The following is a 19,327-nucleotide window of genomic DNA, read 5'->3' as shown; positions in this document are numbered from 1 at the left end:
TTTCCTTAATAAGTGGTTTCAGTCTTGGGGAGACTTTGGATTGATTAGTTCAGGTGCTTAAGAAGCGAACGAACTTGTGCTTGTTTTTGAACGAAGCTGTCATCGCGGTCGTCGTTGATTGTGTTTACGATGTGAGCGATTGCTGCGTCAGAGTATGCAGACAGGTCAGCTTCAGGAGCGAATTTTTGAACAGCTGCGTCGTTAGCAGAAGCAGAAGTCATTGCGGAAGCTGCGCCAGTCAGAACAACAAGGGCTGCTGCGGAAGTTGCGATAATACGTTTCATGGTTTTTTCCTTAATAAGTGGTTTCAGTCTTGGGGAGACTTTGGATTGATTAGTTCAGGTGCTTAAGAAGCGAGCGAACTTGAGCTTGTTTCTGAACGAAGCTGTCATCGCGGTCGTCGTTGATTGTGTTTACGATGTGAGCGATGGCTGCGTCGGAGTAACCAGCTAGGTCTGCTTCAGGAGCGAATTTCAAAACAGCTGCGTCGTTTGCAGAATTCATTGCAGAAGCTGCGCCGGATACCAGAACCAAAGCTGCTGTGGATGCTGCGATAATGCGTTTCATAATGTGTGTCCTTTCGTTGCGTATTGCAGTGTTGTTATTTGTCGTTTGCCAGCTGTCCTGCTGACACCAACCAAATTAGGGACGCTGATCCGAAGTTTGAATTCACGAAAACGCACACGAGAAATCACGCTTTTCTTCCTTGAAAAGAGTTTCCAGTTACCAGCCCTATGTGCAAAGCTGCAGGCCGCCTGTGCGGGTCAATAAAACATGGCTTTGGCGCAGGTCGACCTCGTGTGATTGCGAGAGGACATCGAGAGAATTTTGAAGAAATAAAGTTTGTCATATCGGCGTCACAAAAAAGTGCAGTCGTTTTTTAGTCGATTTATTTCAGGTGGTTCACGAAAGCGCGTGCAATTCGCGCGTTGGGGTGCGTTTGTGTGAGGGTTCTGTGATCAGAATTTGCATTGAGAGTCGTTTTTGTCTTGCAGTTCGGCTGAGTCTCTCTTAATTCCATCCTCACCGTAGGGGTATAGCTCAGCTGGTAGAGCGACGGTCTCCAAAACCGTAGGTCCCGGGTTCGAACCCTGGTGCCCCTGCCATTTTCCAACGGAGATAGGACCATGATTAAAGCATAAGCCTGAATTTCTTTAATTTCAGTATGGAGCTTTGATATGCCCTTTCCCGACCCGAACACCTTTTATCCCATCAAACTAAAAGATCGCACGCCTCATAAGGGGACTGTGTTCCTAAATGCAGCAGTCGATCACCCGCGCCTGTTTGTTGGGGACTATACATATATGTCTGCGCATCAGCCGCTCGAGGATTCTGCGGACATTGTTTTTCGCCTTGCGCCATACCTTTATGAATTTGCGCCCGAAAAGTTGGTAATTGGAAAGTTCTGCCAAATCGCGGCTGGCGTGCAATTTATCACGTCTTCGGCCAACCATCGGTATGATGGATTGTCGAGTTTTCCATTCCTCGTGTTCGGTGGTGGTTGGGAAAATCGACCAAGCTTGCCGGAGCCTGGGGCAGATACGGTTGTTGGCAACGACGTTTGGATAGGTACAGGTGCAATGATAATGCCGGGCGCTGTCATTGGAGATGGTGCGATCATTGGCGCCGGGGCGGTGGTTTCGGGAAAAGTCGCACCGTATTCTGTTGTCGCGGGAAATCCCGCGCGTGAGGTTCGTCGTCGCCTTTCGGATTTGGATGCTCAACGTATGCAGAAGATCGCGTGGTGGGATTGGCCGATTGAACGTATCCAAGCGCATGAGGCCGAAATCTGTGGCACGGATTTGGATGCGCTTGAAGCCGTTTAGTCTGTTTCGGCTGCTTCAAGAATATCGCCGGGCTGGCACTCAAGCTCTTTGCAGATTTTGGCAAGGGTCTCAAAGCGGATGCCTTTGACCTTGCCTGATTTCAAGAGACTCAGGTTTTGCTCGGTGATTCCAATCCGTGCCGCGAGATCTTTGCCCTTAATCTTGCGGGTGGCCATCATCACATCCAGCCGGACTATAATCTCCATTAAACGAATGCCTTGTTTTCTTCAGCAGCACGGGCTGCTTCTTTTGATACCCAGCCAATAACAACAATAAGAGCGCCGGCCAATAAGAAGCCCAAATCTCCGTCGCCAAAGCTAATGGATAAAGTGCGCTGACCGGGTGGGTTGTGGAATGTCAGAATGAGAACAACAATTGTTTTTGAAAAGAAGCTGACGCACCCAACGGCGACCAACCCTTGTCCGATCCGCAAAATTCGTTTTGCGCAACGTTCGGTTAGCGTCTCACCGGACATATATAAAGCAAAGAGCGCACGCATTTGCCACAGGACGAAGAGCGTCAGAAAAACACCAATCGCTTCGATAGCTAAGATTGAGGCGAATTTTGTGGACGAGATGACATCCGGTAGTCGGTAATCGGAATAGGTCTCGCGCAGCCATTCAGTCAGCATTTCGGTTTGGGTGCAGGCAACAATGAAAAGAACTGGAAGTGCCAACAAAGCGAGTGTTGTCACGTAGAATAGAAATTTGGCGAGGCGCCGAATGTTGGATTGATTGTAAGATGACATCTTTTCTTCCATTTATTAATTAATTATCGTTTAGCAATAATAATTGATTCGATAAAGGGAATTCTCATGTTTAGCTATAACCTTCGATGTGTTGTGCTGGCTTTGTCCGTTACGACGGCTCTCAGCGCAAAAGCTGTCGCTTCAGAGCCAGATCCAATCACAGCCGATCCGGTAGCATTCGCTACGCGCATTCAGCTGTCGAAAGGATACGCGATCTCTAAGAAAGGGGTGGAAATTTCAGTGCGGGCTAGAAACGAACAAAGCCAAGATGTTTCAAGCGAGACATATCACCTCGTTCGGTCAACGGATGCGGCGGAGTTTGTATTAACTGTGCAAGATCGCGCAAGATTGGCGGCGCAGCAGGCGCACATATTGTCTTGGATGGATGCGGGTATTGATGTGGATGGCGCGTTTTCAATGCAAATCAATCCGTGCCATATAGATCCGCCGAAAGCGAATAAACCACGCGTGTCGATAGCTGTTCGAGGTGATTTCGAAAGCGGGTTTTATAAGGTCGTAGATGAGATGCGCTTAAGCCGTCTGATCAACAAATCGATCGATACGCTAGAGCCGTGTGGCACAAGCTGATGGCGCGTTGTTTCTCATGATTTAGTCACATCAGGTTACAAAAAACAATGAAACGCAGCATTCCGCTTGCGTTTCATTGGAAATTCATAGAACGGATGCTATCTTGAAGTTAGGCCCAGTGCCGGGGCAATGCGGCACGTTGCAAGGAGGGCAGGTCTCTGTCTTTGAATGTGGATGTGGCACCCGCCGCAAATGGTGACCAAATGGCTGATACGCCAAAAACTGGCGTAACAGCCCCTGAGCTACTTGAGCTTATTGTTAACACTCTGGAAAGCGACAAAGCAGAGGACATCGTGCAGATTGATCTGCGTGGTCGTTCGTCTATTGGCGATTTCATGGTCGTGTGCTCCGGGCGCTCATCGCGTCAAGTCTCGGCGCTTTCTCAGAAACTGGTAGAACGCATTAAGCATGAAACCGGTCGACTCAGCAAAATCGAAGGTAGAGATACCGGCGATTGGGTTCTGATTGATACCGGTGATGTTGTTGTGCACGTTTTCCGTCCGGAAGTACGTGAATTCTATCAGCTGGAAAAAATGTGGGTACAGGGCGGCAGCGCCTAACATGTTTTGGGCCGGTGGCCCTAAAGGATAGACATGGCATTGCGTATCCATATTTGCGCTGTTGGCCGGCTTCGGTCTGGCCCAGAGCGTGATTTGATTGATGACTATCTGAAGCGGTTTGACAAAACCGGGCGAGCCTTGGGGCTTGGCCCGGTTAAATTGCATGAAGTCGAAGACCGCAAAGGTGGCGGCATGCGGGCCGAAGCGCCACTGTTGCAAGGCGTTATTCCGAAAGGAGCTGTTATTTGCACCATGGACGAACGCGGAAAGCTGATGAGCTCGCCTGAATTTTCAAAAGCTTTGGCGCAGCGCCGTGATAATGGCGTTGGGGATTTAGCTTTTGTGATTGGTGGTGCGGATGGTATCGACCCAGCTTTGCGCGCGCAGGCCGACATGTCGCTTAGCTTTGGTCAAATGGTTTGGCCGCATATGTTGGTGCGCGTGATGTTGAGCGAACAACTGTACCGCGCGGCATCTATTCTATCAGGTTCGCCGTATCACCGTGCGTAGTTTGGCTCGTCCAGAGAAATCGTGACGGTCTGATCTGACCAGCCACCAACTGAATCGCGCGATTGAATGACAATCTCTGAAGCACCCTCTGGAATCGTAACGCCCGACAGACTTCGGGTGAATGGCTGTTCGTTGACATGAGGGTGGTGCAATACGCGCATGCCAAGCTCTGTTCCATCGGTATTAAGGACGCGCCAGCCGTCCGCGTAATCGTCCCAGCCTGTATCTGCATGGCTTAGGGTTACGTCAAACTGCCAAGTTGTACCGCTTTGGCGACCTTGGACTTTTTCAATAACCGGAGAATCTGCCCAAGCGGGTGAGGCAACAAAAGCTAACAAGACAAGTGCGCGCATAAGGATTCTCCGCCGGTTACAAAGTTGATTTTAGTAGAGCTGCCCGCGAAATGCTTGCAAACTCTCGGCGCCACACGATGAAAACCGTTAGAATGGCTGCTAGGGAGAGGGCAATTCCACCGCCCAGCCAGGCTGTTGCCGCTAATCCAAAATAGACTGATCGTAGAGCACGGTTGTAGCTTCGGGCTGCAGCAATGTTGATTTCTGCTGCTTTTTCAGCGCGTGGAATGCAGAGCGGATCGTTGGGGTCGACAGGAACAGCAGACATAATGACGGCTGCATAACCAAAGAGGCGGTGTGACCAAACGAATTTAAGAAAAGCATTAGCGATAAAGAAGAGCATGATGATTAGCTTGATTTCCCAAACAATCGTGGGAACGTTGGTTAACGTCAGGTCCGAGGCGACGCCGGTTAGGCGCTCTGCATTTCCGATTAGGGCCAGCCCGCCACCAATTGCAATCATAGACGTAGATGCGAAAAAAGCAGTGCCCTGCCGTAAGTTGCTAAGGATTTGCGCATCATAGATGCGCGGATCACGCAAAATGAACTGGCGCATCCATTCCTGGCGATAAAACACCATCAGCTTAGAAACCGATGGTTTGTTTTTGGGCGGGTTTTCTGTGATCCAGCCAATGGTGAACCACCCGGTAAAAAGCAGGAAGAGACCAATGAAATCAATGGTCGAGAACAGTGCAAGGCGGTCAATCCAAATCATGAGCGCACACTAGTCGGTTTGCCGCAGGGTTGTCATTGGTAAAAATTGGTTATATTAAATTACCAATTCAATTGAGGTGCCGTTATGGAAATGCCACTCCCTGATCAGACAGTTCTTGCGCGAAAGGCAGAAATTGTTGCGTTGTTGCGGCGCGTTTTGCCCGCGGGCTCTGTGATTGACGCGCCCGAAGAAACCTACGCCTATGAGTGTGACGCGTTAACGGCTTATCGTTGTCCGCCCTTGGCTGTTGTTTTGCCAGAAACAACAGAGCAGGTGGCAGCGGCGTTGAAGATTTGCCATGAGCAGAATGTGCCAGTTGTCCCTCGGGGGGCTGGAACGTCGTTGGCGGGTGGTGCAATGCCGACATCTGATGCTGTCATTATTGGAATTGCCAAGATGAACGAGGTTCTGGAAACCGATTATGACAATCGAATCATTCGCGTGCAAACTGGGCGCACGAACCTAAGCGTGACGGGCGCGGTAGAGGAAAACGGATTTTTCTACGCGCCTGATCCGTCGTCACAATTGGCCTGTGCGATTGCAGGCAATATTGCGATGAATTCAGGTGGGGCCCATTGCCTAAAATATGGTGTGACAACCAATAATCTGCTTGGCGCACGGTTGGTCACGATAGAAGGCGACATTATTGATGTTGGCGGGCCATATATGGATGCAGGCGGGTTGGACCTTCTTGCGTTGATTTGTGGCTCCGAAGGTCAGCTTGGCATCGTGACTGAAGCGACCTTGCGCATTCTACCAAAGCCCGAAGGGGCGCGGCCAATTTTAATTGGGTTCGATGATAATGAGGTAGCAGGTGCCTGTGTAAGTGACGTGATCAAGGCTGGTATTTTACCGGTCGCGATTGAGTTTATGGACCGGATCTGCATCCGCGCGACCGAAGATTTTGCCGGTGCAGGTTACCCCGATTGCGAGGCGTTGTTGATCGTAGAGGTCGAAGGATCGGATGCAGAGATTGATGCGCAGTTAGAGCGGATCAGTGAGATTGCGCAGAAACATAATCCGGTTGAACTGCGTCAAAGCCAGTCGGCAGAAGAAAGCGCAAAGATTTGGTTGGGCCGCAAATCCGCCTTTGGGGCGATGGGGCAAATCAACGACTACATGTGTTTGGATGGGACTATTCCTGTCAGCCAACTACCACTGGTTTTGCGCCGGATAAGTGAGTTGAGCGAAGAGTTTGGGTTGAAGGTTGGGAACGTTTTCCATGCGGGCGACGGCAATATGCATCCGCTGATTTTATTTGATGCAAATAAGCCCGGCGATCTAGAGAAATGCGAAGATTTAGGCGCAGAAATCCTTAAGCTTTGCGTTTCTGTTGGCGGTTGCTTGACTGGCGAACACGGGGTTGGCGTCGAAAAGCGCGAGCTGATGACGCATCAATTCTCAGCAGATGATCTGGATATCCAGATGGCGGTTAAAGATGTGTTTGACGAAAAGTGGCTATTGAACCCCGCAAAGGTCTTTCCGCTATCCGTCAGCGCCTCGCGACGTGGACCACAGGAGGTCAATCGATGATCCCGAAGACCGAAATTGAGATGGCAGAGACCATTCGTGAGGCCAAGTCGCCGATTGCGCTCCACGGTGGTGGTTCACGTGGGCTATCTGTTCACGGCGATCCGATTAAGACGACGGGTTTGAATGGGATAACCTTATACGAACCCGGTTCGCTGACTTTAGTTGCACAGGCTGGGACTCCTATTTTGGACATTGAAGCCGCACTTGCGGCTGAAGGGCAGCGGTTGGCGTTTGAGCCGATGGACTCGCGCGGGTTGACTGGATCAGCTGGCGCTTCCACGATTGGAGGCGTCGTGGCTGCGAACAACTCGGGACCACGGCGGGTCTCTGTTGGTGCGTGCCGCGACTTTCTGCTGGGTGTGCGTTTTATTGACGGAATGGGGCGTGCGATTAGCAATGGCGGGCGGGTTATGAAAAACGTGACCGGCTATGATCTGGCAAAGTTGATGGCGGGCAGTTGGGGGACCTTGGGGGTTATGACCGAGGTCAGCCTAAAGGTTCTGCCGAACCCGGAAATGACGGGCGTGCTATTGTTGAACGGATTGGATGATCAGGCGGCTGTGGCGGTTATGTCCAAAGCGCTTGGGTCGCCGTTTGAGGTAACCGGTGCCGCGCATGCGCCTGTCGGCGTTGATGGGCATCCGGTAACGATGCTGCGGCTAGAAGGCTTTGAAGAGTCCGTCACGTACCGGCTGGATGCATTGCGCCAGCATTTAGCAAGTGATGCAGAACAGGTGATTGAAACCTCGCCCGACCGAACCACAGCGGGTTGGAAATGGGTACGAGATGTTGAATTGTTCCACGGGCGCAAAGGCAATGTATGGCGGGTTTCTGTGAAGCCCTCAGATGCTCCTGCGCTGGTGTCGAGGATCGAAAACGATGCCGTGCTCTATGACTGGGGCGGCGGGTTAATTTGGTTGCTTTGCCCAGAAGACGAGGACGTTCGTTCAAAGATGCACGGCGTTCAAGGGCATGCGACTTTGGTGCGCGGCGAAGGGCATTTGCTTTTTCATCCTGAGCCGACAGCCATTGTCAAACTATCCCAAGGATTGCGCGCAAAGTTCGATCCACGCGGGTTGTTTAATCAGGGTTTGATGGGGTGAGTTATGCGTACTGAATTCACAGCTGAGCAACTAAAAGACCCTGAGATTGCACGTGCGAATGAGATTTTGCGCGCTTGCGTGCATTGCGGATTTTGTACGGCGACTTGCCCAACGTATCAGGTGCTGGGGGATGAATTAGATAGCCCGCGCGGGCGCATCTACTTGATCAAGGATATGTTGGAAAATCAAAGGGTTCCGGATGAAAAAACGGTAACGCATGTGGATCGTTGCCTATCGTGTCTTGCGTGCATGACGACCTGTCCTTCTGGTGTTCATTATATGCACCTTGTCGATCAAGCGCGGGCCTATATTGAAGAACATCACAAACGACCGTTATCTGATCGCGCCCTGCGCTGGATTTTGGCACGGATCATTCCGCACCCGATGCGGTTCCGCGTCGCGCTGTTACTGGCAAAGCTTGGGCGGCCTTTTGCAGGTTTGATCCCCAGTGCGCGTTTGCAGGCCATGTTGCGAATGGCGCCAAAGCAAATTCCGCCCGTCAGCCGCAATGATCGCCCGCAAAGCTTTGCGCCCGAAGTCGTGCCGAAAATGCGTGTGGCGTTGATGACGGGTTGTGCGCAAAAGGCGTTGAATACCGATATTAATGACGCGACCATTCGTTTGCTGACGCGGTTGGGTTGCGAGGTTGTTGTGGCCGAAGGCGCGGGCTGTTGTGGGGCGTTGACGCACCATATGGGAAAGACGGATGAAAGCCATACGTCTGCGGCGCGGAATATCAATGCGTGGGTACGTGAAATGGACGGCAAGGGGCTGGATGCGATTGTCATCAACACCTCGGGCTGCGGGACAACGATCAAAGACTATGGGCATATGTTCCGGAATGACGCTTTGGCGGCGGATGCAAAGCGGGTGTCAGACATTGCTTTAGATGTGTCTGAGATTCTATCGCGCCTTGAAATGCCAAAGGGCGCGGATAAGGGATTAGTTGTTGCTTACCACGCGGCGTGTTCGTTACAGCATGGTCAAAAGATTAAATCCGCGCCGAAAGATTTGCTGAAGCAGGCGGGTTTCACGGTTGTTGAACCGGCGGATAGCCATCTGTGTTGTGGCTCTGCGGGGACGTATAATTTACTGCAACCAGAGATTTCTGGGCAGTTGAAAGACCGCAAAATCAAAACCTTAGAGGCTAAGTCGCCCGACATTATCGCCGCTGGAAATATCGGATGCATGATGCAGATCGGCTCGGGCACCGATGTTCCGATCATGCACACGGTGGAGTTGCTGGATTGGGCGATGGGTGGACCGAAGCCTGCTGCACTTACGGCGAAATCTGGGCAGGTCGAAGGCCCACCTATCCTACGATAGCCCTAGAGCGGCCCAATTTCTGCCCTTTGGATGGTGGAGCATAGCGTTCAAGTTGAACGGGAAATTCTATGCTGCGCCATTTCATTGCTGTGTTTTGCCTTTTGGGTACAATGGTTTCTGCCCAAGATGGGTTTCAGGGGCAAAGCCGCCTTTGGCAAGCTGTTGGCCGGATTGAACTGGGGGACAAGGGGTTTTGCACCGGCACGTTGGTTGCGCCCGATTTGGTCCTGACCGCTGCGCATTGCCTGTATGACAAATCCAACGGCGCACGGTTTGATGCGTGGCAATTAGAGTTCAAGGCAGGCTATGCGCAGGGGCGCGAGACGGCGCATGCCTATGTGAAAAAGGCCGTGACACATCCTGATTACGATGTGGGTCGTCAAGGTAACCTTCAGAATCTAAAGCATGATTTAGCATTGTTGCAGTTAGAGAACCCGATTTCTGATGCTGTGGTGCAGCCCATTCGTGTGGGCTTTCCTGATCTCAGCGGTGCTGAGGTTGGTGTGTTGTCTTACGGCAAAGGCCGCGCCGAAATTCCACAATTGCAGCATAGTTGTTCGCTGAATTCACACCCAGAAGGGGTGTTGGTGACAACGTGCCAGGCGAATTTCGGCACAAGCGGCGCGCCGGTTTTGCAGATGGTGCAGGGGCGTGCACAGATTGTGTCAGTGGTTTCGGCGATGGCGCGGGCGGATGGTGAACCGGTGGCTTTGGCGGCGAGTGTTGCGGCGGCGATGGCGGTGCTGAAGGTCACGTTGGCAGAGACCCAGTTGGCCTTGGGAGGATCGTAATTATATGAAATTATTTGGAAAAATTGCGCTTTGTTTCGGGCTGTTGATGGCCAGCCCTGTTGCCTCGGGGACCGCGTTGGAAACCATGAAAAACCGTGGCGATATGTTGGGTTGGGAGGCTGTTGGACGGCTTGATCTGGCAGATGGTGGGTTTTGCACGGCTGTTTTGATCGCGACTGATCAAGTGCTAACGGCAGCGCATTGTTTATATGATCCTGACACGCGCAAATCACGCGATGCCCGGAATGCAGTGTTTCGGGCCGGTTACTTAAACGGCGATGCTCTGACCGAACGACGCGTGGAAAAGTACGTAATTGCAGAGGGTTACGTGAACGAGGGTGGTAAGGCCACGGCGCGTAGTATCCCACGAGATGTGGCTTTGCTGAAACTGGACAGTCCGATTTTCAGTTCGGAAGCGGACCCGTTTTTGGTGCATTCAGGAAGCGAAGATGTCACGAATGTTCAAGTAATGTCTTATGGGCGCGGGCGCAGTCAGGCGATGAGCTGGCAGCGGCGGTGTAACAAGGTTGGGCATTACAAAACGATCTTAGAATTTGATTGCGATACCACCTTTGGATCATCTGGCGCGCCGGTGTTCGTAAAACATGGCGGGCGGGTGCGTATCTTGTCTTTGGTTTCTGGTGGGACGAACTTAGAAGATGGCTCTACGCGCGTATTTGGTATGGAATTACAAGAGGTTGTGAGTGACTTAAAGCGCAAGATGCGTGGTGAAAGCGCGGTTGTGAACCGTGTTGGCACAGGCGCAAAACGCATCACAGTTGGCGGCGGTAACAGGGCCGGTGGCGCGCGATTTGTGAAAGTTGGGCAATAGCCTGCTCTTGAAACCGAAAATCTGACCTATATCTCAGCTTTACCGGGTGCCGATTTCGGGCCTGGTGATTAACTGTCTGTCCCAAGAGGGAAGGCAAATATTGTTGTCGCTTAGATAAAGGATAACCCTATGCGTACGTTTGATTTTGCACCATTATACCGTGCTTCTGTTGGCTTTGATCAAATCGCTGATCTGATGGATCGCGCCCTGACACAAGATGCAGCCGGTTCCAGCTATCCTCCTTATAACATTGAGAAAACCGCCGACGATACCTATCGTATTTCGATTGCCGTTGCTGGGTTTTCTGCCGATGATCTTGGCATTGAAGTCAAGCAAAACGCGCTGGTTGTGACCGCGCGGAAACCTGAACAAGACACTGAAAAATCATATCTGCATCGCGGAATTGCAACTCGCGCGTTTGAGCGGAAATTCCAATTGGCTGACCATGTGCGCGTGAATGGTGCAAGCCACGAAGACGGCATGTTGCACATTGATTTGCTGCGTGAAGTGCCCGAAGCATTGAAGCCGCGCCGCATCGAAATCGCCCGTGGCAATGCGCCGATTGAGGCGGATGTGGTTGACGCGAAAACGGTCAATTAACAAACTGTAAATCTGGAAATTCGTACGTTTCACGGTCTGAAACGTACGATTCCTTTTTGAACCCCGTGGCCTTTGGTTGCGGGGTTTATTGTTAACGGATGTTAACGATCTGCAGCGATGACCAAACCTGATGCGACCGCGGTGAACACGGCCGAAAATTCGTGCTGTGCCTGAGGCATCATCGCGCGCATTGCGTCGGTGACAAATGACATCAAGCTGGACCCGCCGACATAGACCACCCGATCAATTTGCGCGGGCGAGAGCTGTGCCTTTTGCATCGTGTCTTGAGCGCCTTGAAACAATGCGGTGGCGTATGGCATCAGGATTGCGTTGATCGCAGATTTGGTGAGCGGCGCGGCGAGGTCGCGCTCGATGTAGCCTAGGTTGATCCGCGCATTGGCGTGATCGCCATTGGCGGCGACTTTGCCGGCCTCTGTCGCAAAGGCGATCTCGTGGCCGAGTTCGTCGGTGAGGACGGCGTTCAGACGGTTTAGCACTTTGGGTTCTGCCGCCAGTTTCGCCATGTCGGCCACCATGCGGCGGGTTTGCGCGGTGTAGAGAAACGGAATTTTCTCCCACGTGGCAAGATCGTTGAAGATGGCATTGGGCGTGTCGGTGGTGCCGGTGCCGAATTCACGGTTTAGCTTAGCGCCTTTGCCCAAAAGCGGCATGACCTGATCAAAGCTGATGGATTTATCAAAGTCTGTGCCGCCGATGCGGACGCCGTGGTTGACGAGGATTTCGAGGCCCTTGTCGGATTTTTGAAAGATCGAAAAGTCTGATGTCCCGCCGCCGATGTCGACGATCAGCCCAAAGCCTTTGGATTGGTCGGCTCCGCCAGCGATGGCAGCTGCTTGGGGTTCGGGCATAAAGGCGATGTCGGTGAAACCGGCGGCTTCGTAGCAGAGGCGCAGGTCGTCTTCGGCCTGTTGTTCGCGTGGATCGTCAGCGCCGTGAAACACGACGGGGCGACCAGAGAGAACCTTGGTAAAGGGTTGGCCTGCGTCCGCCTCGGCGCGGGTTTTGAGTTGTTTGAGGAAGCGGGCGATGACGTCGACAAAGGTGACACGCTCGTTCAAGAGCTGGCGTTTTTCGTGCATCAGGCTGGTACCAAGCACACGTTTGAGGGCGCGCATGTAGCGGCCTTCGTCGCCGTTCAGCAAGGCCGCGTTGGCCGGATCGCCGATCAGGGTTTTGCGGGTGTCAAAATCAAAGAAGAAGCTGGTGGGCAAGGTCGTGCTGCCCGGCGCCATTTCCACCAGATGCGGTTGCTCATCACGTAGATACCCCACGGCGGAGTTTGAGGTTCCGAAATCAATGCCAAGGGCAGGGGAGATCGTGGGCATGGCGCTATCCTAGAAGTTTTGGAAGGCGCGAGGGGTAATTTGGTTGAGGGGCGTGGTCAAGGGGGGCTATAAATCGGGGCAAACTTTCATGTGGGTTTCTTGGATGTCTTCCACCTTTTGTGGAAAGCTTGGGTGTTCGGTATCCATCGTAAACAGTTGATCGCTAGCGGGTCCAAAGCCCATGCATTGAAACTGGTCAAAAGATTGAAATAACTGTTTTGATACTTCGGATTTGGACGTTAATGCGGTGGCGCTGACGTAGGTTAGCAAATGTTCTCTTTCGTTTGGATCAGGAAGCAGGCATGTGGCCAAACGGTACTTTGCTTCGGTTTCTTTCGCAAAGGATCGGCTGTGTGTATTGCCATCTATCAAGGTGACAAAGGCTCCGACATAATCCGCAAGGTGTGAGATCGCTGTCACGTATTTTCCCCATGCGGCTAACGTGACGGGGTCCATTTGTGTCTCACCTACAACCGGGGTTGTTTCTACATGAGTCAAGGCGTCGGGGTTTAGGGATTTCAGGTGCTTCCATTCGGCCGGACAATTGGATTGGGCCACTTCTACATACCTGATGGGCCCTGTTTGTTGCGCAATCGGTGCGGACGCTAGAGCAATGATTGAAATGGTGAATGCGAAAATGATTTTATTCATACGACTTATCCAAATTTGGGGGAATCGTACGCTGGGAATGTGGCGATTTTGAGAGATGCGATTGAATGCTCTATCAAAAAACGCGCGCCAGTTTTCTGGCGCGCGTTTCTGTTTTTAACGGTTGGTCTAGTTAGCCGTGAGAGCCGTCAATCTTGCCGATGTTCATAAAGATGGTTTCGCCGGAGTGATCGTCTACGCCGTCGTTGTCGGTGGAGAAGATTGCTGTGCCGTCTTCGAAAATCGCGAGGCCTTCGACTTTGTCTAGGACGTAGCCGCCGGTTGATGTCAGGTCATCCAGCAGGTCGCGGACCAGTGTTTTGGTGACGACTGGTAGCGGTCCGCCCAGTGGGGCTGGGGTCATTTCGGACAGGGCGATTTTGTAGATCTTTTTGGTGACCGCGCGGGTGTCGTGTTGGTTGTCGCGTTCGATGACATAGACGTTGTCGCCATGTGCTACGATTTCAGACAGGCCAACCCAGCCCTTTTTAGGCTCTGCTTTTGGATAGTGGACCGCGCCCCATTCTTTGGTTTTCAGATTGTAGGCCACCAGTTTGACGTGGTTCTTTGGGTCGTCTTTCCATTCGCGTTGCACGGCCATCCAAAGGGTGTCGTCGATTTTGGTGATGCCTTCGAAGCCAAAGCGTTTTTCGACAGACATCAGTTCGGCTGGAAGGCCGATTTCGCCTTTGCGGTCTTTGATCAGACCATCGGCGGAGACGTGGTAGATGGCGTGTGGGATGACGCGATCTGTGCGGCCTTCGGAGGCGAGGTAGAAGCCGCCTTTGCCGTCCAGTGTGATACCTTCGAGGTCAAGCTTTTGGGCGGCTTGGCCGTTTTGGCGGTGGATGCGGATCACGTCGACGATTTTCGCAGGGGTGCTGTTGGTGTCGATTTTGAAGATGGACGGTTGGAAGCCATAGAAGCTGTCGTTGACGGCCCAGACGATACCGTCTTTGTCGGCAACCATGCCAGAGATTGCGCCCCAGCCGATGAGCTCATCTGCGCCTGCAGAGGTGAGGTGCGGGTAGGTTGCTGGTGCGTCTTGCTGTTCAAACAGCATGACGTGGGCACGTGCGCCGCCGTCTTCGATCAGGTCTTTTTCGTTGGCAGAGATCAGCAGGTTGCGTGATGGGATCACGGCGTAGCCTTCTGGGCCAACGCCGGATGGCAGCAGCTGTGTGAGCTGTGGTGCCGCTGGGTTTGTGACGTCGTAGACGCCGACGACAGAGGCGCGTTCTGCGCCGACAAAGACGTAGGGTGTGCCATTGAATTCGCCGAAAGTGACGGATTCTGGTTCTACGCCTTTTGCGTCGGAGCGTTTGTCTGGGTAGTGGCCGATTTCGATGATGGCTTTTTCAAAGTCGGTGCCGGAGTCGTAAACCACGGTGCCGTTTTTGTTAAAGATCGTCCAACCGCGCGAGCCGCCTTCGTAGTCGCCTTCGTTGGCGGTGGCGAAGTGGGTGTCGTCGATCCACGTCACGGCGTCTGGTTCGCGTTTGCGGCCCATTTGGCTTTCGGTGAAGATCAGGGCGCCGCGTTCGTCGGTGGCGTCGATGCCGGTGAGGTCAACCGCGCCTGCGGAGAAGTGGTTGATGATGTCGCCGTTGGCAGAGACGACAACCATGTGGTTGTTTTCTTGCAGGGTGACGACGGTTTCGCCAAGGCTGTTGATTGAGACATATTCAGGCTCTGGATCGGATGGGGCGATGTCGGCAAGACCTGTCAGGTCGACCATTTTCATGGAGCCGCAGTCTAGGCCGTCTTTGGCTGTGTTCACCAAGATCAGGTTGCCGGCTGGTAGCTGTGGGATGATGCCGTCGTTTAGGTCTTCGTCACGTTCGTTTTCGATGGCGACTGCGATGAAGCTGCCGTCTTTGGAAGCGGCGATGGAGTCTGGCTGACCGCCAAGGTCGCAGGACGCGAGGGTTTTGCCGGTTGCGACGTCGATTGCGTCAAACTGGCCAGACGGCGCTGTGTAGCTTTCGGATGTGTTCACGCCTGCGTAGGCGGTGGAGCCGACGATGGCGACGGATGTTGGCTCACCTGCCAGGGCGATGTTGCCCAATGGTTTTGGGTTTGCGGCATCGGTGATGTCGATGCGACCCAATGCGCCCAATGGGCTGTCAGTGTAGACCAGTGTCATGCCGTCAGCGGTGGCGGCGATGATTTCTGGGGAGGTTTCGCGGCTTGTGTCCTCGCCCGCCGCCATGTTCAGCGGGGTCGCGAAGGATGCGATGCGGTTGAAGTTCATTTCGGCGTTGGCCAGACCAGCGGTCAGGGCGAAGGCCGAAGTTAGGCAGATAAAGCGCGCAGACATTCTGAGCTCCTGATTGAATTCGGTGCTCGGGGAGATGGTCTATGCGTGTTACGCCTGTGTGACGTTTGCGTATCGGTTGTGTGACAGTTGACCCTAGGGTAGGCGGTAGGGTGGCACGGTGTCGTTTGGGGCTGGGCTGGCGTGATAGACGCCGCGGGCGATGGCGCGTGCGAGGCAGGTGGCGGCGGCATGGCCGAGGTGAATCGGGTCTAATGCAGGGTCTTTGAGCGGTTTTGCGTTGGTTGATGCGGCAAAGACCAGATCACCGTCCATTGGGGTGTGGCTGGGCACCAGTGCGCGGGCCATGCCGTCGTGTGCGGCAGTGGCCATGCGGGTGCATTGGGCTTGGGTTAGGTCGGCATCTGTTGCGACGATAGCGATGGTGGTGTTCTGGCTGCTGAATTTGGTTTTGGGCCAATCGGTAGGTGGCGTGGGCGCTGGGCCGTGGTTTCCGAACTCTCCGTTTATTTCCCAAGGGGCGGCCCAGAAGTGGTTGGTGCCGGGGACGATGGCATCGCCGAGGGCGTTGACGGCGACAATTGCACCAACTGTGTGGCCGCTGGGTGTGATGACGGATGCAGAGCCTAACCCGCCTTTGAAGCTGGCGGTTGTTGCGCCGGTGCCAGCGCCGTGGGTTCCTAAGGAGAAGTCAGATTTGGCCTGTAATAGAGCCTGTTGGCCAAGCTCGTAATAGGGGCTGCGGTCCCATGATTTATCGCCGCCGTTGGTTAGATCAAAGAGGATCGCGGCGGGGACGATTGGGACGATTTGGTCGGCGACTTGAAACCCTTTGCCTTGGGCGCGCAGGGCATCAGCGACGCCGGACGCGGCATCAAGGCCAAAGGCCGAGCCGCCGGAGAGAACGAGGGCTGTGACCTGTTGCACGGTTTTGTCCGGTGCCAGTAAGTCGGTTTCGCGGGTGCCGGGCGCGCCGCCCATGACGTGAACAGCTGCGGTGAAGGGATCGTCAGCGGTTAGAACCGTGGTGCCGGATTTGATGTGGTCGTCTTGGGCGTTGCCAACGCGCAGGCCAGTTACATCGGTGATGAGGTTTTGAGGGCCGGTTTGCATGGTGTCTCCGCTGTGGTTGTCGCCAGAGTAGCGGGGATTGGGGGGTGATCAAGCGAAAGCGGTGTGGCGTGTTGACGGCATGGAGTAGGTATTTGGATCAAGAAAAAGCGCTGGGTTGGCGAAAGAATTGCAACGGTGTTTGTTGCGTGGCATCAGGATGTGCAGAGCAGAGGTGGGATGGCGATGACGAAATCTAAGTGGATTACAATATTTGAGGTCTCTGGGTCGGTTTTGGCCATGGCCTATGCGTTGTTGATCGCATCCAATACCGGCAACGAAATTCTTGGGTTTTCGTTGTTGTTGATCTCTGCCCTGTTGTTTGCGGCTTGGGGGGCTTTGGATAAGCGCTGGGCGTTTTTTGCGCTGCAGTTTTTCTATGCGGCGTCCGCGATTATTGGGTTGGTGCGCTGGGGCTAGCTTTGCGGTTTGTCGAGCTTTGCTTCGATGGCTTGTAGGCGGGCGAGGACTTCGTCGCGGTAGGTGTCTGTTTTGGCGACGTCTTCTTCGTGATGGGCGTCTTGCATGGAGTTCACAATCAGACCAACCAAAAGGTTCACCACGGCAAAGGTTGTCACCATGATGAAGGGCACGAAAAAGGCCCAAGCGTAGGGGTGCTGATCCATGATCGGGCGGACCATGCCCATGGACCAGCTTTCTAGTGTCATGATCTGGAAGAGAGAATAGGCCGAGCGGCCTAGGTTGCCGAACCAATCGGGGAAGGTGGGGCCGAAGAGTTTGGTGGCCATGACCGCGCCGATGTAGAAGATGATCGTCATCAGCAAAAAGACAGAGCCCATGCCGGGGAGGGCGGTGATAAAGCCCTCGACCACGCGACGCAGGCGGGGGGCCGCGGAAAGCAAGCGCAGCACGCGTAGGATACGAAGGGCACGTAGCACGGCGAAGCCTGAGGTGCCCGGAGTGAGGGCGATCAGGATGACGGCGAGATCAAAGAGCGCCCAGCCATTGGTGAAGAACCGTAGGCGGCGGGCATAGAGTTTGAGCAGGATTTCAAAAACGAAGATGGTCAGGCAGATGTTGTCGAGCAGGTGGATCAGCGTGCCTGCGTTGCGCATTGCAGTTGCCGAGGTTTCCAGACCCAGCAGCACGGCGTTGAACACGATCACCGCGAGAATGGTGTTTTGAAAGTGCGTGCTGTCGATCAGCGTGTTGATGCGTGCGCGTAGGGTCATCCTGTCCTCCATTGCGGGGGCATATGGCGTGCCGTGGCGGGTTGGACAAGGGGGAATGTCTGGCGGGGATTTCACTTTAAAAGAGAGGGCGGATTTGCGACATTGGGTCGAATTTTCAATTTGGGGTGATGTAAATCGCATTAACACTCCCCATATAGAGCGTAACATATTGATCGAATGGGGGAGTTTCATGTCGAATTTTGAAACACAAGTGCGCGAATCTCAGGCGCAGGTGGCTGAAGCGCAGTCAAAAATTGCTGAGTTGACTGGTCGTATCGAAACGGCGCGCGCAAAGATGAAGTCGGGCGATGATGTGTCTATCGACATTGAAAACGCGACGCTGGACGATGTGCATGCCCATACAGATGTGATGAACGCCAATATTGCCGAGCTGATCATGGGCTTGGATGATGTGACGGCTGCGTTTTCCAAAGACTTTGACGAGATGCGGGGCAAGACCGGTTGGGAAAGTTTTGTTGGCATCTTTAGTCGCGGTAAATCCGAAAGCATGCGCCAAGAGCGGATGAAGACTGCGAGCATTGACGACAAGTTGCAGGATTTGATCGCGAAGTCAGATGTGATTGTGCAATTGCTGGAAGGTCAGTTGAACACGTTGAACGAGCAGAAGGCGAAGGTTGAGGTGAACTTGACCGAAACGCTGGATGAGCGGGAATTCACTGTGGGTGAGCTGGAAACCCTGCGCGCGGATATTTTGGGGATGGACCCGAAGATTATCGAGCTGGAAAACAAGATCTCGGTTGAGCAGGACGCGGCGGCGCGGACGGCGTTGGAAACGGAGCTGGCAGATTTGAACAAGGCCTATAACGAGCTGGTTCAGCAGGAGCAGGTCAAGCTGGCGAAGTCGCAGACGCTGGAGCGCTATATCGAGAAGGGTAAGACCTGGGTTGATAGTTTGCAGAACCAAGCGGCGACACAGATGGTGTTGATCAACAAGCTGCAGACAGACACGAAACAACGGGTTGTGCTGTATGATGCGCTGACCAAATCGTTGAAAACCGCGCAACAACAAGATGTGGCGCACCGGATCAACGAAATTGGTGTTGAGACCGATAAAGAAGCGCAGGCCTCTATGGCGGCGATTGGAACGGCGACGAACCAGAAGATGGCGGATATGCTGGAAGCGCACGAGGACCACATGGTCTTTGCGCGGGACGTCCTAGAGGCGAAGGCAAAGGCGGATGAACGCTTTGCCCGCCGGTTCCAGAAGATCGTCGAGAAGCATGATAAGAACCTGTATGGGGCTTAA

Annotated in this window: 23 protein-coding genes and 1 tRNA gene; 13 read left to right on the top strand and 11 right to left on the bottom strand. The window is 53.5% G+C overall.

Features of this window, described 5'->3' with window-relative positions; translation table 11 throughout:
- Positions 1 to 44: 44 nt before the first annotated feature.
- Both Q4544_RS13120 and Q4544_RS13115 read right to left on the bottom strand, forming a co-directional pair.
- Positions 45 to 284, bottom strand: a complete 240-nt coding sequence (locus tag Q4544_RS13120; RefSeq protein ID WP_303506951.1) for a hypothetical protein — start codon at positions 282 to 284, stop codon at positions 45 to 47.
- A gap of 49 nt (positions 285 to 333) precedes the next feature.
- A complete protein-coding gene (locus Q4544_RS13115) occupies positions 334 to 567 on the bottom strand; it encodes a hypothetical protein (RefSeq protein WP_303506950.1) in 234 nt (77 codons plus the stop codon).
- A gap of 463 nt (positions 568 to 1,030) precedes the next feature.
- Here Q4544_RS13115 and Q4544_RS13110 point away from each other — a divergent pair.
- Together Q4544_RS13110 and Q4544_RS13105 are read left to right on the top strand one after the other, a co-directional pair.
- A tRNA-Trp gene (locus tag Q4544_RS13110) sits at positions 1,031 to 1,106 on the top strand.
- A gap of 72 nt (positions 1,107 to 1,178) precedes the next feature.
- Positions 1,179 to 1,826, top strand: coding sequence for a CatB-related O-acetyltransferase (locus tag Q4544_RS13105; RefSeq protein ID WP_303506947.1), 648 nt, complete (start codon positions 1,179 to 1,181; stop codon positions 1,824 to 1,826).
- On the opposite strand, the gene Q4544_RS13100 is transcribed toward Q4544_RS13105, so the two are convergent.
- Entirely contained in the window at positions 1,823 to 2,032 is a 210-nt protein-coding gene (locus Q4544_RS13100) for a helix-turn-helix transcriptional regulator (protein ID WP_303506946.1), read from the bottom strand. The genes Q4544_RS13105 and Q4544_RS13100 overlap by 4 nt on opposite strands.
- Entirely contained in the window at positions 2,032 to 2,574 is a 543-nt protein-coding gene (locus Q4544_RS13095; RefSeq protein ID WP_303506944.1) for a DUF2975 domain-containing protein, read from the bottom strand. The genes Q4544_RS13100 and Q4544_RS13095 overlap by 1 nt, the downstream gene beginning before the upstream one ends.
- A gap of 66 nt (positions 2,575 to 2,640) precedes the next feature.
- Here Q4544_RS13095 and Q4544_RS13090 point away from each other — a divergent pair, with 66 nt between their 5' ends.
- The 3 genes from Q4544_RS13090 (at position 2,641) to rlmH (ending at position 4,232) form a co-directional block, all read left to right on the top strand.
- Positions 2,641 to 3,162, top strand: a complete 522-nt coding sequence (locus tag Q4544_RS13090) for a hypothetical protein (RefSeq protein WP_303506942.1) — start codon at positions 2,641 to 2,643, stop codon at positions 3,160 to 3,162.
- Between the two features lie 203 nt (positions 3,163 to 3,365).
- Positions 3,366 to 3,722 (top strand): ribosome silencing factor, encoded by a 357-nt coding sequence (gene rsfS / locus Q4544_RS13085; protein ID WP_303506940.1) that lies wholly within the window; start codon positions 3,366 to 3,368, stop codon positions 3,720 to 3,722.
- A 39-nt stretch (positions 3,723 to 3,761) separates the two neighbouring features.
- Positions 3,762 to 4,232 carry a 23S rRNA (pseudouridine(1915)-N(3))-methyltransferase RlmH gene (gene rlmH / locus Q4544_RS13080; RefSeq protein WP_303506952.1) on the top strand — a complete coding sequence of 157 codons (471 nt, stop codon included), beginning with the start codon at positions 3,762 to 3,764 and terminating at the stop codon, positions 4,230 to 4,232.
- Here the strand turns inward: rlmH and Q4544_RS13075 are convergent.
- Complete coding sequence (locus tag Q4544_RS13075) at positions 4,220 to 4,585, bottom strand: hypothetical protein (RefSeq protein ID WP_303506938.1); 366 nt, start codon at positions 4,583 to 4,585, stop codon at positions 4,220 to 4,222. The genes rlmH and Q4544_RS13075 overlap by 13 nt on opposite strands.
- Positions 4,586 to 4,601: 16 nt before the next feature.
- On the bottom strand, positions 4,602 to 5,300 hold the full coding sequence (locus Q4544_RS13070; RefSeq protein WP_303506936.1) for a DUF599 domain-containing protein: 699 nt from the start codon (positions 5,298 to 5,300) through the stop codon (positions 4,602 to 4,604).
- An 84-nt stretch (positions 5,301 to 5,384) separates the two neighbouring features.
- Here Q4544_RS13070 and Q4544_RS13065 point away from each other — a divergent pair, with 84 nt between their 5' ends.
- The 6 genes from Q4544_RS13065 to Q4544_RS13040 all read left to right on the top strand — a co-directional run bounded on the left by Q4544_RS13065 (position 5,385) and on the right by Q4544_RS13040 (position 11,485).
- Positions 5,385 to 6,833: an FAD-linked oxidase C-terminal domain-containing protein gene (locus tag Q4544_RS13065; protein WP_303506934.1), complete on the top strand. Its 1,449-nt coding sequence runs from the start codon at positions 5,385 to 5,387 to the stop codon at positions 6,831 to 6,833.
- On the top strand, positions 6,830 to 7,936 hold the full coding sequence (locus Q4544_RS13060; RefSeq protein WP_303506933.1) for an FAD-binding protein: 1,107 nt from the start codon (positions 6,830 to 6,832) through the stop codon (positions 7,934 to 7,936). Before Q4544_RS13065 ends, Q4544_RS13060 begins: the two co-directional genes overlap by 4 nt.
- Before the next feature lie 3 nt (positions 7,937 to 7,939).
- The gene (gene glcF / locus Q4544_RS13055) at positions 7,940 to 9,262 is read left to right on the top strand and encodes a glycolate oxidase subunit GlcF (RefSeq protein ID WP_303506932.1); all 1,323 of its coding nucleotides are present in this window, start codon (positions 7,940 to 7,942) and stop codon (positions 9,260 to 9,262) included.
- 68 nt (positions 9,263 to 9,330) lie between these two features.
- On the top strand, positions 9,331 to 10,053 hold the full coding sequence (locus Q4544_RS13050; protein WP_303506930.1) for a serine protease: 723 nt from the start codon (positions 9,331 to 9,333) through the stop codon (positions 10,051 to 10,053).
- A gap of 4 nt (positions 10,054 to 10,057) precedes the next feature.
- Entirely contained in the window at positions 10,058 to 10,885 is an 828-nt protein-coding gene (locus Q4544_RS13045; protein WP_303506928.1) for a serine protease, read from the top strand.
- A 129-nt stretch (positions 10,886 to 11,014) separates the two neighbouring features.
- Positions 11,015 to 11,485: an Hsp20 family protein gene (locus tag Q4544_RS13040; protein ID WP_303506926.1), complete on the top strand. Its 471-nt coding sequence runs from the start codon at positions 11,015 to 11,017 to the stop codon at positions 11,483 to 11,485.
- A gap of 101 nt (positions 11,486 to 11,586) precedes the next feature.
- On the opposite strand, the gene Q4544_RS13035 is transcribed toward Q4544_RS13040, so the two are convergent.
- The 4 genes from Q4544_RS13035 to Q4544_RS13020 form a co-directional block, all read right to left on the bottom strand.
- Positions 11,587 to 12,831, bottom strand: coding sequence for an Hsp70 family protein (locus tag Q4544_RS13035; protein WP_303506924.1), 1,245 nt, complete (start codon positions 12,829 to 12,831; stop codon positions 11,587 to 11,589).
- Positions 12,832 to 12,897: 66 nt separating this feature from the next.
- A complete protein-coding gene (locus Q4544_RS13030) occupies positions 12,898 to 13,251 on the bottom strand; it encodes a hypothetical protein (RefSeq protein ID WP_303506923.1) in 354 nt (117 codons plus the stop codon).
- 361 nt (positions 13,252 to 13,612) lie between these two features.
- Entirely contained in the window at positions 13,613 to 15,799 is a 2,187-nt protein-coding gene (locus Q4544_RS13025) for an esterase-like activity of phytase family protein (RefSeq protein WP_303506921.1), read from the bottom strand.
- A 93-nt stretch (positions 15,800 to 15,892) separates the two neighbouring features.
- A complete protein-coding gene (locus tag Q4544_RS13020) occupies positions 15,893 to 16,870 on the bottom strand; it encodes a P1 family peptidase (RefSeq protein ID WP_303506918.1) in 978 nt (325 codons plus the stop codon).
- A gap of 177 nt (positions 16,871 to 17,047) precedes the next feature.
- Here Q4544_RS13020 and Q4544_RS13015 point away from each other — a divergent pair, with 177 nt between their 5' ends.
- Positions 17,048 to 17,287: a hypothetical protein gene (locus Q4544_RS13015; protein WP_303506916.1), complete on the top strand. Its 240-nt coding sequence runs from the start codon at positions 17,048 to 17,050 to the stop codon at positions 17,285 to 17,287.
- On the opposite strand, the gene Q4544_RS13010 is transcribed toward Q4544_RS13015, so the two are convergent.
- Positions 17,284 to 18,060, bottom strand: a complete 777-nt coding sequence (locus tag Q4544_RS13010) for an ion transporter (protein WP_303506914.1) — start codon at positions 18,058 to 18,060, stop codon at positions 17,284 to 17,286. The two genes, Q4544_RS13015 and Q4544_RS13010, sit on opposite strands and share 4 nt — an antisense overlap.
- A gap of 190 nt (positions 18,061 to 18,250) precedes the next feature.
- Between Q4544_RS13010 and Q4544_RS13005 the strand changes: the two genes are divergently transcribed.
- A complete protein-coding gene (locus tag Q4544_RS13005; protein WP_303506912.1) occupies positions 18,251 to 19,327 on the top strand; it encodes a hypothetical protein in 1,077 nt (358 codons plus the stop codon).

The organism is Cognatishimia sp. 1_MG-2023, assembly GCF_030548175.1.
In the GTDB taxonomy this organism is placed as follows: domain Bacteria; phylum Pseudomonadota; class Alphaproteobacteria; order Rhodobacterales; family Rhodobacteraceae; genus Cognatishimia.
The sequence above is the reverse complement of the archived record's forward strand: the minus strand, read 5'-3'. Positions and strand labels throughout refer to the sequence as shown.